We start from the raw sequence: 12039 nt of genomic DNA, 5'->3' as shown, positions 1-12039 counted from the left end.
TCCGTAGTTCTGGCCGCCGAAGTTCGCGATGTTGAGGTAGCCGAGCAGGATCTCATCCTTGGAGTACTTCTGCTCCAGAGCGATCGCGTAGCGCATCTCCTGCAGCTTGCGCTGGTAGCCCTCGACGCCGCTCGCGACGGTCGCATCGTCGAAACTTGCCTTCTTGGCGGCATCCTTCTCGTCCTGCGTCATGTCGGCGTTGTCGCCGGTGCCGACCTCGGCCTCGCACTTCTGGATGAGGATGTTCTTCACGTACTGCTGGCTGATGGATGACCCACCGCCCTGCTCGCCGCCGGAGATGACGGCGCGAGCGGTTCCGACGAGATCGACACCGCCGTGCGAGTAGAAGTTCTTGTCTTCGCTCGAGAGGATCGCGTCATACATGACAGGCGCGACCTCATCGAAGGTCACCGGATCGCGGTTCTGGTCATAGAACTGCGTCATGACCTCGTACTCGCCCGTGTCGTAGTTCATCCAGTAGAAGGTCGTCGGCAGCATCAACTCGTCGATCTCGAGCGCGCTGGGAAGATTGTCGAAAAGCGTGATCGCGCTGGATGCAGCGGCGCCAGAAATAGCGATCGCCGGCGTCACGGTGGCGGCAACGAGGACTCCGGCGACGGCGCTGAGGCCGACCACTCCGAGGAGGCCGCCGAGCACACCGCCAGCCGTTCTTTTCGTTTCAGGCATAGGCTTGATGCTAAGGGAGCTTCCTGTGCGAAGGCTCGACAGCCTTGCGCGCGCCCGCAAGCCCGAGGCCGCAGGGAGGCATCCGTTCCCTCGCCGTCACCGACCACCCGGGAGCCCCGATGATCACGTGGGAGTACATGACCACGCCGCTGCTGATCCACAACACCGCCGCGATCCTCAACAACTGGGGTAAGCAGGGGTGGGAACTCGTGCAGGTCGTGCCCGGTCCCGAGGGTGGCCTCGTCGGATACTTCAAGCGTCCTACCGGCGGGGGAGCAGCCAACGCCGGCCTCGATGCGGCAGCTGTTGCCGCCCAGCAGTTCGGAGAGTGACCCGATGAGCGTATCCACCCGCCTTGCAGAGCTCGGCATCGATCTTCCCCAGATCGCCCCACCCGTAGCCGCGTACATCCCCGCGAAGGTCCACGGCGACCTCGTCTACACCGCCGGTCAGCTCCCCTTCGTCTCGGGTGCGCTGCCGGCCACTGGCAAGGTCGGCGACGGCCACGGGCTCGTTCCGGCGTCGGATGCCGCATCCTACGCTCGACAGTCCGCGCTCAACGCGATCGCTGCCGCAGCCGCTGCAGCGGGCGGCGTGGACAAGCTCACCGGCGTGCTCAAGGTGACCGGCTTCGTGGCATCCGTTCCCGAGTTCACCGGACAGCCCGGTGTCATCAACGGCGCGAGCGAACTGCTCGGTGAGGTCTTCGGCGACGCCGGCCGCCACGCGCGCTCAGCGGTCGGCGTTCCGGTGCTGCCGCTGGACAGCCCCGTCGAGGTCGAGGTCATCTTCACCCTCGCCTGAGCCTCGCGCTCGAGCGCAGGAGTTCTCCGCAGGGTAGGACCTTTCGCGTCTGAAACGTCCTACCTAGCGGATTTCTCCTACCTCGCGGATGCCGAGACTCAGCCCGGATGCCGGGCTCAGCGCACCTGCGCCGAGATCACCGACATGACAGCAGTGTCTGCGAGGGTCGTGGTGTCGCCGACCTCGCGGCCCTCGGCGACATCCCGCAGCAGGCGACGCATGATCTTGCCCGACCGGGTCTTGGGTAGCTCGCCGACGATGTAGATGTCGCGGGGGCGGGCGATCGGGCCGATCTGTTCGGCAACCCAGCTGCGCAGCTGCGCCGCAAGACCCTCCGGGGAGTGCGTCTTGAGGAAGCTCTCTTTCAGGATGACGAACGCGACGACCGCCTGACCGGTGGTCTCATCGGATGCCCCGACCACTGCCGCCTCAGCCGTGGCCTCGTGCGCGACGAGGGCCGACTCGATCTCTGCCGTCGACAGCCGGTGACCCGAGACGTTCATGACGTCATCCACGCGGCCGAGCAGCCATACGTCGCCGTCCTCGTCGAGGCGCGCGCCGTCGCCTGCGAAGTAGTAGCCCTGATCGCGGAACTTCTCCCAGTAGGTTTCGACGAACCGCTCCGGGTCGCCCCAGATGCCGCGCAGCATGCTGGGCCACGGTTCGGTGAGCACCAGCAGCCCGCCGTTTCCGTTGCCGACGTGCTCGCCGGACTCATCGACGACATCCACACCGATTCCTGGCAGCGGAACCTGCGCGCTTCCGGGCTTCGCCTCGGTGACGCCGGGCAGCGCCGAGATCATGATCGCGCCAGTCTCGGTCTGCCACCACGTGTCGACGATTGGTGCGGCATCGCCACCGATGACCTCGCGGTACCACATCCACGCCTCGGGGTTGATCGGCTCACCCACCGAGCCGAGCAGACGGATGCTGGACAGATCGAACTTCTGCACCGCGGTGCGTCCGATCTTCATGAACGAACGGATCGCCGTGGGTGCGGTGTAGAGGATCGTCACGCCGTACTTCTCGACAAGCTCCCACCACCGAGCCGGATGCGGGCTGTCGGGTGTTCCCTCATACAGGACCTGCGTCGCGCCGTTGGCGAGCGGACCGTACGTGACGTAGCTGTGGCCGGTGATCCACCCGATGTCGGCGGTGCACCAATACACATCGGTCTCGGGGTGCAGGTCGTGGACGACGCGGTTCGTGAAGGCGGTCTGCGTCAGGTAGCCGCCCGAGGTGTGGAGGATCCCCTTCGGCTTCCCGGTGGTGCCGGAGGTGTAGAGGATGAAGAGGGGGTTCTCGGACGGGAAGGGCCTTGCCTCGTGGTCGGCGGATGCCGCAGGCACGGCGTTGTGCCACCAGATGTCCCTGCCCTCGGTCCATTCGACCGGGTTCTCGCCGCGGCGAACGACCAGCACGTGCTCGACGGTCTCTTGCTCCCCCGCTCCGCGGTCACTGAGGGCGGCGTCGACGGCTGGCTTGAGCGCCGACACCTTGCCCTTGCGGTAGCCGCCGTCGGCGGTAATGACGACCTTGGCGCCGGCGTCGTCGATGCGCGCCCGCAGGCTGTCGGCTGAGAAACCGCCGAACACGACTGAGTGGACGGCGCCGATTCGCGCGACGGCGAGCATGGCGGCTACCGACTCGGGAATCATCGGCATGTAGATCGCTACCCGGTCGCCCGCGCTGACCCCGAGTCCCTCGAGGACGTTGGCGAGGCGCTTGACCTCGTCGGTCAACTCGGCGTAGGTGACGCGGCGCGTGTCGCCGGGCTCGCCCTCCCACAGCAGCGCTACCCGATCACCGTTGCCGGCTTCGACATGCCGGTCGAGGCAGTTGTAGGCGACGTTGAGCTTGCCATCCGCGAACCAGGTCGCGAACGGAGGATTCGACCAGTCGAGCACCTCAGTGAACGGCGTGTGCCAGTGCAGCTCGCGCGCCTGCTCTGCCCAGAACCCCTCGCGATCGTCAGCGGCGCGCTGGTACAGCTCGGCGCCACCGATCGCGTTCTCGGCGAACGCGGCGGACGGCGCAAATCGTCGGGTCTCGTTCAGCAGGTGGTCGATCTGACTGCTCATTCGGCTCGCTCCTTCGCGGGCTGGAGGGGTTCTCGTGATTCGTCTCGTCTCGAGAGCTAGCGAAAAGGCTAATCAGCACCGCACCGGGCACACTACCTCCGGAAGTGGGGGTGGTCGATTCTCCACAACGGATTGTGACGACCCCCGTCCGTTGCGTATGCTTGTGCGCGGCCGAACATCTGATTCTGGCATCGCGGCACCGACCACCCCCGATAACGGTGCCGCACGGCGGCATCCCTCTCCCCCGATGGGATGCCGCCCTCTTTTGTGTCGGGGCATTCTTGCCGCGCCGGCAGTGTTCCTCCCCAGCTCGCCTCGTCTACGCGTTTACCCGCGCTCTCGCGCTGGCGCGTCGGCTGCGAGGAACCGGATGCCTACCGTCGAGGCATGCCTGACCTCTTCGTACCGCTTCCGCCGTCCGTCACCGGGCGCGCAGGAGGCGGTGCGCCCCGAGTGCGGGTGGGCGAGACTCTGCGCGGAGCCGAGTGGCTGCGTCATCCGTCACTGGATCTGCTGCGTCCCCACCTGGAGGACCCCGAGACCACTGACGTCTTCGTGAACGGGCCGGCAGTGTTCGTCGACCGAGGGCAGGGGCCGCGTCGCGCGGCAGGCATCGAACTTGCCGATACCGACGCGCGGGATCTGGCGGTGTCCCTGATCGCGGCGGGTGGTCGGCACATCGACGAATCGCACCCCTGCGTTGACGTGAGGCTTGATGGCGGTGTGCGGGTGCACGCCGTCCTTCCTCCGGTCTCGGTCAGCGGGACGCTCGTGTCGATTCGCGTTCCACGCCTGGAATCGGTCACGCTGGCCGAGCTCGGGCAGCGGGGCATGTTCGATGCCGAGGTCGGTGACCGGCTGCGCGAGATCGTGAGCGCCCGAGAGAACGTGCTGGTCACGGGAGCTGCGGGGGCGGGAAAGACGACACTGCTGTCAGCTCTTCTGTCTGAGGCCGGGCGCGACGAACGCATCCTCACGATCGAGGATGTCGCCGAGTTGCGTCTCGAGCATCCTCACCACGTACGCCTCGAAGCGCGACAACCGAACCTTGAGGGGGCCGGCGGGATCAGCCTCGCTCGCCTCGTGCGCGAAGCGCTCCGGATGAGACCGGACCGACTCGTCGTAGGGGAGTGCCGCGGCGAGGAGATCCGCGAGCTGCTGTCGGCGCTCAATACCGGTCACGATGGTGGTGCCGGCACGGTGCACGCCAACAGCCTCGCCGATGTGCCCGCGAGGCTCGAGGCCCTCGGAGCCCTCGCAGGCCTCACCGACCACGCGCTCGCACGGCAGGTCACCAGTGCGATCGGGGTCGTCATCCACGTCAGCCGTGATCGCGACGGCAGACGCCGCATTGGCGCGCTCGGTCACCCCACGCTCGGTCCGGACGGTCGTCTCCATATAGAGGAGGAGTTATGACGACCCGGGTAGCCGAGACAGTGCTCCGCATCGCGGTGCTCCTCGAGGCTGGGGTCACTCCGGCCCGTGCGTGGGATCATCTGGCCCGGCAAGGGGATGAGCAGGCATCGCGCGTCGTGCATGCGGCTGCCGGTGGTACCCGGCTCGACAGCGCGATCGCTGGGTTGGCCGTCGATCTCGCGCCGGAGCGACGCCGCAGACTCCGCCTCACGCGGGCCGATGCAGTGGGAGAGTCGGTCCAGGCGCGCGAGCGACGGATGTGGCGAGAGGTGGCTGCTGCCTGGTCCATCGCCACGACGGTTGGGGCGCCGCTGGCGCCGGCGCTGCGCTCCTTCGCTGATGTGCTGCGGGATGCCGCGGAGTCAGCCGATGAGATCCGTGTCGCGCTCGCCGAGCCGACGTCGACGGCGCGGCTGCTCGGCTGGCTTCCGGCTGTCGGTATCGGTCTCGCCTTTGCCCTCGGATTCGATCCTCTCGGGACCCTGCTGCGTGAGCCGGCAGGATGGGCATGTGCCGCTGTCGGCACCGGCCTGCTCATCGCGGGACGACGCTGGACGTCTCGGATGGCGCTCGCCGCTCACCGCGATGCCGTGATGCCGGGAATGGATGCCGACCTCACCGCGATAGCGCTCAGCGGCGGCGTATCCGTGTCGCGGGCCAGAACGCTCGTTGACGCCGCACGTGGCGAGGATGCCGACGACTCGGTGGCGGTCCGGGACACACTCCTCCTTTCCGAGGCGGCGGGAGTACCGGCGGTCGAGTTGCTGCGCTCGGCTGCCGCGCTGGACCGTCACCGTGCGCGGGTCGACGGGCGCCTGCGGGCAGCGCGCCTGTCGACCAAGCTGCTCCTGCCGCTCGGCATCTGCACGCTCCCGGCCTTCCTGTGCCTGGGCGTCGCACCGATGTTCCTCAGCATCCTGCCCTCCGTTTCTCTTCCGCTTCCCTGACCGTGCCCACCCCCGTGCCCACCGCCTCAACCGATTGGAGAACCCATGTCCCCGCTGCCCCGTTTGACCTCGCGTACTGCGCGCGAGCTGTTTCTGGACGAGACCGGCGCTGCCACTGCGGAGTACGCGATTGCCACGATGGCGGCGGTCGCCTTCGCCGGCCTGCTGGTCGTGATCATGCGCTCGGACGAGGTGCGCGGCATCCTCACCGACCTGGTGCGCCGCGCGCTCAGCGTCGAATGATCCGCGACGGGCTCGGCGGTGATCGCGGGTCGGTCGCCGCCGAGTTCGCGATCGCGATGACGGCTGTCGCGGTTGTCGTGCTTCTTGCCGTCGGAATGCTCGGGGCGGCCGGGCGACAGATCCTGCTGCAGGATGCCGTCGCCGACGCTGCCAGACTCGCCTCCCGCGGCGAGAGCGGCGCGCGCGTGAGTGCGCTCGTGCAGGATGCCGTCCCCGGCGCGACGGTCGAGATCAGCGACGAGGGAGACCTCGTGTGTGTGACCGCGGCACGCACGGTTTCCGGGATTCCGGTCAGTGCGCGCGGCTGCGCCCTCGCGGATGGCTGGTGATGGCGGGCACCGTTGCTTCGGCGGGCATTGCGGCGATCGGTGCTGCGGTGATCGTGGCGGCTGCGGGGGTGGGCGCGGCATCCGTCGTCGCCCAACGCGTGGCGGGCGCGGCTGATGCGGCTGCCCTCGCGGCAGCGGATGCGGCATCCGGCGCGGTCCTCGGCGTACCCTGCGACCGTGCAGCCGAGGTCGCCTCGGCGATGGGGGCGCGGGCGTACGCGTGTGACCTCGCCGAGCTCATCGCGACCGTGTCGGTCTCGGTCCCTTTCGGCGCGTTCGAGGTCACCGCAACAGCTCGGGCGGGCCCGCCGCCGTAGCGCTCTCAGCCTTCGCTGTGTCGCCGTGTGTGTATGGTGTGCATCGAAGAAAGGAAGCTTTCGTTGGCCACAGGCAAGAAGCTCGTCATCGTCGAGTCCCCGACGAAGATGAAGTCGATCCAGGGATACCTGGGTGACGGGTACGAGGTGCTCAGCTCGGTGGGACATATCCGCGACCTCGCGAGCAAGAAGGACATTCCTGCCGAGAAGAAGCAGGCCTACGGGAAGTATTCGATCGACGTCGACAACGACTTCGACCCCTATTACGTCATCAGTGATCGCAAGACCAAGACCGTCGCCGAGCTCAAGCGTGCCCTCAAGGATGCCGACGAGGTCCTGCTCGCAACCGATGAAGACCGCGAGGGCGAAGCCATCGCGTGGCACCTGCTCGAGGTGCTCAAGCCGAAGGTTCCCGTCAAGCGCATGGTCTTCCACGAGATCACCAAGGACGCCATCCGCGCCGCCGTCGACAAGACCCGGGACCTCGATCTCGCCCTGGTCGATGCGCAGGAGACGCGGCGTGTACTCGATCGCCTCTACGGGTGGGATGTCTCGCCGGTGCTGTGGCGCAAGGTCGGGTCTGGCCGCGAAGGGGCCGCGCTCTCTGCCGGCCGTGTGCAGTCCGCTGCCACCCGCATGGTCGTCGACCGCGAGCGCGAGCGCATGGCGTTCGTCGCCGCCGACTACTGGGATGTCGAGGCTCTCGCCGGCAAGAGCGGCTCCTCGTTCACGACGCGCCTTGCGCGCATCGACGGGGCGTCCCTTGCTCGCGGAACCGACTTCGATGACAAGGGCCAGCTGAAGAAGGCGGTCGTCGTCCTCGACGAAGCAGCCGCGCGAGCGCTCGCCGCTGCCGTCGAGACCGCGGCCGAGGCATCCGTCACCGCGCTCGATGCAAAGCCTGGTACCCGCAGCCCGAAGCCGCCCTTCACGACCTCCACGCTGCAGCAGGAGGCCGGTCGCAAGCTCTCGATGAGCGCGAAGCACGCGATGAGCGTCGCGCAGCGTCTCTACGAGAAGGGCTACATCACCTATATGCGCACCGACTCGACCGCCCTGTCGACGCAGGCGGTCACCGCCGCGCGCGCGCAGGCGATCGAGCTCTACGGCGACAAGGCCGTGCCGCTGAACCCCCGCGCCTACCGGAACAACTCCAAGAACGCGCAGGAGGCGCACGAGGCAATCCGTCCGTCGGGTGAGTTTTTCCGGCGGCCCAGCGAGGTCACCGGTCAGCTCGACCGTGACGAAGAGCGCATGTACGACCTCATCTGGAAGCGCACGATCGCCAGCCAGATGTCGGACGCCAAGTACGAGACCACCACGGTGACTCTCGCGCTCGAGGCCGACGGCAAGAAGGCCGAGTTCACGGCTTCCGGCACCGTCTACACCTTCAAGGGTTTCCTCGAGGCCTACGAAGAGGGCCGTGACGAGAAGCGGGCCGACGCCGACCGTGCCGACGACCAGTCGCTGCCGGCGCTTGCCGTCGGCGATGTGCTCAGTCTCACGGATGTCGAGCCGAAGGGTCACTCGACGAGCCCGAAGCCCCGCTACACCGAGGCGAGCCTCGTGAAGGCCCTCGAAGAGAAGGGCATCGGACGCCCGTCGACCTTCGCGAGCATCATCGACGTCATCCTCGACCGCGGGTATGTCACCAAGCGGGGGCAGGCCCTCGTCCCCAGTTGGGTCGCGTTCAGCGTCGTGCGGCTGCTCGAAGAGCACTTCTCTGAGCTCGTCGACTACGACTTCACTGCCGCGCTCGAAGACGACCTCGACGCCATCGCGCGGGGCGAGCAGAAGCGCATCGAGTGGCTCAAGGAGTTCTACTACGGCTCGGATGCCCACGTGGGGCTTCGCAATATCGTCGACAACCTCGGCGACATCGATGCGCGCGAACTCAATGCGCGCCCGATCAGCGACACCGTGACCCTGCGTGTCGGCAAGTACGGACCGTACCTCGAGGTCATCGACCCTGCGAACCCGGATGCCGACCCGCGCCGCGTCAACGTTCCCGACGACCTCGCGCCCGACGAGCTCACACCCGAGAAAGCGCAGGAGCTCATCGATGCGCCGGTTGCGGGCAATCGTGTGCTCGGTGAAAACCCCGCCAACGGCAAGCTCGTCGTCGTCAAGGATGGTCGCTTCGGCCCCTACATCGAAGAGACCGAGCCCGAGGCCGCGGCGGTCGTCGACCCGGAGACCGGTGAAGTTCTCGAGACGGCACCGGCCGAGCCGGCACCCGCTGCGAAGGGCAAGAAGTCCACCGCGAAGAGTGCTGCACCCAAGAACCGCACGGCATCGCTGTTCCGGTCGATGTCGGTCGACACGATTGACCTCGAGACGGCGCTGCGTCTGCTCGATCTGCCGCGCGTCGTGGGAGAGGACCCCGCCTCGGGCGAGCAGATCACGGCGCAAAACGGTCGGTTCGGTCCCTACCTGAAGAAGGGAACCGACTCCCGCTCGCTCGAGAGCGAAGCACAGATCTTCGACATCACGCTCGATCAAGCGCTCGAGATGTACGCCCAGCCGAAGTACGGTGCCCGCCGCGCGTCGAGTGCGCTCAAGGAGTTCGACGCCGACCCGACCAGCGGCAAGCCCATCCGTCTGCGCGATGGCAGGTTCGGCCCGTACGTCACCGACGGTGAGACCAACGCGACGATTCCGCGCGGTGAACAGGTCGACGACGTGACGTTCGAACGCGCCGTGCAGTTGCTCGCCGACAAGCGGGCGAAGGGTCCGGCGCCCAAGCGCACGACCAAGCGCGCTACGACCACCCGCAAGACGACGGCCAAGAAGTGACAGCACCGGGACTGTTCATCACCCTTGAGGGCGGTGACGGGTCGGGCAAGACGACGCAGGCCAGCCTGCTGCGCGACTGGCTCGAGTCTGAGGGGCGCACCGTGGTGCGCACGCGCGAACCCGGCGGGACCGAGGTCGGTGTCCTCATCCGCGACATCGTCCTACACCACCGAGGCGAGGTGTCGCCGCGGGCCGAAGCGCTGCTCTACGCCGCCGACCGGGCGCACCACATCGCCACGGTTGTGCGCCCGGCTCTGGAGCGGGGCGAGGTCGTCATCCAGGACCGCTACCTCGACTCGTCGGTTGCCTACCAGGGGGCGGGACGGGTGCTCGGTCGTGACGAGATCCGCGACCTGTCGCTCTGGGCGACGGAGGGGCTGCTTCCGCACCTCACCGTGCTGCTGGACCTCGATCCCTCGACAGCGCGCGCGCGGCTCGACGCCGCAGACAAGCCCTTTGACCGGCTCGAGGCCGAGCGCGACGAGTTTCACACCCGCGTGCGCGCCGAGTATCTTGTGCTGGCTGCCGCCGAGCCCGAGCGCTTCCTCGTGCTGGATGCGTCGCTGCCGGCAGATGAGATCGCCGAGGCAGTCCGTGCGAGAGTGACGGCTCTGCTCGCGCTGTAACGCGGGCCGTTCCGAGACGGCTCACGGCACATCGTCGGATGCCGCGGCTACGCTGGTCTGCATGCAGGCAGCGCCCCCCGAACAGGTTGTGCCCTGGGGCGCCGTGTGGGGTCAGCCTGAGGCTGTCGCGCAGTTCCAGGCCGCGGCATCCGACCCCGACGCGCTCGCCCACGCCTGGCTCATCACCGGGCCACCGGGCTCAGGCCGCTCGACGCTCGCTGCGGCGTTCGCGGCAGCACTCATTGCCGACCCCGGCGACGAGGCGACGATGCGTCAGGTGATCGCGCGGACGCACCCCGATGTGACGGTCCTGCGCACCGAGCAGGTGATCATCCGCATCGACCAAGCCCGCCAGCTCGTCGAGCGCGCGTATTTCGCCCCCTCGCTCGGCCGGTACCGGGTGATCATCGTCGAAGATGCCGACCGCATGGCCGAGCGCACCTCCAATGTTCTGCTCAAGGCGCTCGAAGAGCCCCCTGAGCGCACCGTGTGGGTGCTGTGTGCACCCAGCGACGCGGACCTTCTTCCCACCATCCGTTCCCGGGTGCGGGTGGTGCGCCTGCGCGAGCCCGATGTCGCCGATGTGGCTGCGCTCATCGCGCAGCGCACGGGAGTGGATCCGGTCACCGCCGAGCAGTCCGCCCGGCACGCGCAACGGCACATTGGGATGGCGCAGCGGCTCGCCACGGATGCCGAGGCTCGCGCGCGTCGCGATCTGACGCTGCGTGCCGCGCTCGGTGTTCGCAGCGTCGGCGATGCCGTCGATGTCGCAGGTCGCATCGTCCAGGCAGCCACCGACGACGCCAAGGCACTCACCGTCGAGCGAGACGAGGCGGAGCGCGAGAGTCTGAAGCGCACCCTCGGGATCGCAGAAGGCGCCGCTGTTCCCCCCGCCGTCCGAGCGCAGATCAACGCTCTCGAAGAGGATCAGAAGCGCCGCGCGACCAGGAGCCTGCGTGACGGGATCGATCGTGTCCTCACGGATCTGCAGTCCCTGTACCGGGACGTTCTGATGATCCAGTTCGGCAGAATCGAGGCGGCAGGGGAGAGCATCCTGATCAACCGGGAGATGGACACCGACCTCCGCGGCCTCGCGGGGGCGTGGTCACCGCAGCGGACGCTCGTCGTGCTCGACGAGATCGCCCGCACGCGCCGGAACCTCGAACAGAACGTCGCGCCGACCCTCGCGCTCGAGAGCCTGCTCATCACCGTCTCGTCGGGAAGGACACCATGACCGCACGCCTCGCACGACGCATCCTGACCGCGAGCGCCACGACGGTGGCGGCAGCTGTCGCGCTCGCCGGGTGCTACCTCATCCCGATGCCGGATCAGAGCTCCGCCCCGCACCGTTCCCCGATGCCGATCACCGACGGGGTCGCCCCGGACCTGCTGCCCTTCTATCAGCAGACGCTCGACTGGACCGACTGCGGTGGCGACTTCGACTGCACCACAGTCACGGCCCCCCTCGACTGGAGCGATCCGGAGGCGGGGACGATCGATCTCTCCGTCATCCGTCACGCGGCAACCGACAGCGATCCGCTCGGGTCGCTCCTGACCAATCCCGGCGGGCCGGGAGCCAGCGGCGTAGATCTCGTGCGCGACTCCCTGGATTATGCCGTCGGACAGGCTCTGCAGGAAAACTACGACGTCATCGGTTTCGATCCTCGCGGAGTCGGTGAATCCACCGCCGTCACCTGTCTGGATGCCGCCGGCATGGACTCGTTCGTCTTCGACATCCCGCCCGGGCAGCGCCGCTCTGCGGAATGGGACGCGTTCGTCGTCGAGAAGCAGAA

At 67.8% G+C, this 12039-nt stretch carries 12 protein-coding genes and 1 pseudogene; 11 read left to right on the top strand and 2 right to left on the bottom strand.

All coding sequences use genetic code 11. The features are described from left to right. Positions 1-687 (bottom strand): biosynthetic peptidoglycan transglycosylase (locus Q1V87_RS11295; protein ID WP_300592763.1); only part of this gene is annotated, 687 nt, incomplete at its 3' end. A gap of 119 nt (positions 688-806) precedes the next feature. Here Q1V87_RS11295 and Q1V87_RS11290 point away from each other — a divergent pair. Further along, entirely contained in the window at positions 807-1019 is a 213-nt protein-coding gene (locus Q1V87_RS11290; RefSeq protein WP_228178003.1) for a DUF4177 domain-containing protein, read from the top strand. 4 nt (positions 1020-1023) lie between these two features. Then, on the top strand, positions 1024-1491 hold the full coding sequence (locus Q1V87_RS11285) for a RidA family protein (RefSeq protein ID WP_300592760.1): 468 nt from the start codon (positions 1024-1026) through the stop codon (positions 1489-1491). A 116-nt stretch (positions 1492-1607) separates the two neighbouring features. On the opposite strand, the gene acs is transcribed toward Q1V87_RS11285, so the two are convergent. Beyond that, positions 1608-3572 (bottom strand): acetate--CoA ligase, encoded by a 1965-nt coding sequence (gene acs / locus Q1V87_RS11280; RefSeq protein WP_300592757.1) that lies wholly within the window; start codon positions 3570-3572, stop codon positions 1608-1610. A 387-nt stretch (positions 3573-3959) separates the two neighbouring features. On the opposite strand from acs, the gene Q1V87_RS11275 reads away from it, so the two are divergent. The 9 genes and pseudogenes from Q1V87_RS11275 to Q1V87_RS11235 form a co-directional block, all read left to right on the top strand. Continuing rightward, on the top strand, positions 3960-4988 hold the full coding sequence (locus tag Q1V87_RS11275) for a TadA family conjugal transfer-associated ATPase (RefSeq protein ID WP_300592755.1): 1029 nt from the start codon (positions 3960-3962) through the stop codon (positions 4986-4988). Then, positions 4985-5935, top strand: coding sequence for a type II secretion system F family protein (locus Q1V87_RS11270; RefSeq protein WP_300592752.1), 951 nt, complete (start codon positions 4985-4987; stop codon positions 5933-5935). The genes Q1V87_RS11275 and Q1V87_RS11270 overlap by 4 nt, the downstream gene beginning before the upstream one ends. 45 nt (positions 5936-5980) lie before the next feature. Beyond that, positions 5981-6178, top strand: a complete 198-nt coding sequence (locus tag Q1V87_RS11265; RefSeq protein WP_292710230.1) for a DUF4244 domain-containing protein — start codon at positions 5981-5983, stop codon at positions 6176-6178. Beyond that, the gene (locus tag Q1V87_RS11260; protein WP_292710232.1) at positions 6175-6507 is read left to right on the top strand and encodes a TadE family type IV pilus minor pilin; all 333 of its coding nucleotides are present in this window, start codon (positions 6175-6177) and stop codon (positions 6505-6507) included. The genes Q1V87_RS11265 and Q1V87_RS11260 overlap by 4 nt, the downstream gene beginning before the upstream one ends. Further along, positions 6507-6824 (top strand): helicase, encoded by a 318-nt coding sequence (locus tag Q1V87_RS11255; RefSeq protein WP_300592748.1) that lies wholly within the window; start codon positions 6507-6509, stop codon positions 6822-6824. The genes Q1V87_RS11260 and Q1V87_RS11255 overlap by 1 nt, the downstream gene beginning before the upstream one ends. A 63-nt stretch (positions 6825-6887) precedes the next feature. Then, positions 6888-9620 (top strand): type I DNA topoisomerase, encoded by a 2733-nt coding sequence (topA, locus tag Q1V87_RS11250; protein ID WP_300592745.1) that lies wholly within the window; start codon positions 6888-6890, stop codon positions 9618-9620. Continuing rightward, positions 9617-10246 (top strand): dTMP kinase, encoded by a 630-nt coding sequence (gene tmk, locus Q1V87_RS11245; protein ID WP_300592742.1) that lies wholly within the window; start codon positions 9617-9619, stop codon positions 10244-10246. Before topA ends, tmk begins: the two co-directional genes overlap by 4 nt. Before the next feature lie 61 nt (positions 10247-10307). Beyond that, positions 10308-11480 carry a DNA polymerase III subunit delta' gene (locus Q1V87_RS11240; RefSeq protein WP_300592739.1) on the top strand — a complete coding sequence of 391 codons (1173 nt, stop codon included), beginning with the start codon at positions 10308-10310 and terminating at the stop codon, positions 11478-11480. Further along, positions 11477-12039 (top strand): annotated as a pseudogene (locus Q1V87_RS11235) (alpha/beta fold hydrolase); the annotation flags it as partial. The gene Q1V87_RS11240 and the pseudogene Q1V87_RS11235, both read left to right, overlap by 4 nt.

It is taken from the genome of Microbacterium sp. (assembly GCF_030149085.1).
Lineage (GTDB): Bacteria > Actinomycetota > Actinomycetes > Actinomycetales > Microbacteriaceae > Microbacterium.
The sequence above is the reverse complement of the archived record's forward strand: the minus strand, read 5'-3'. Positions and strand labels throughout refer to the sequence as shown.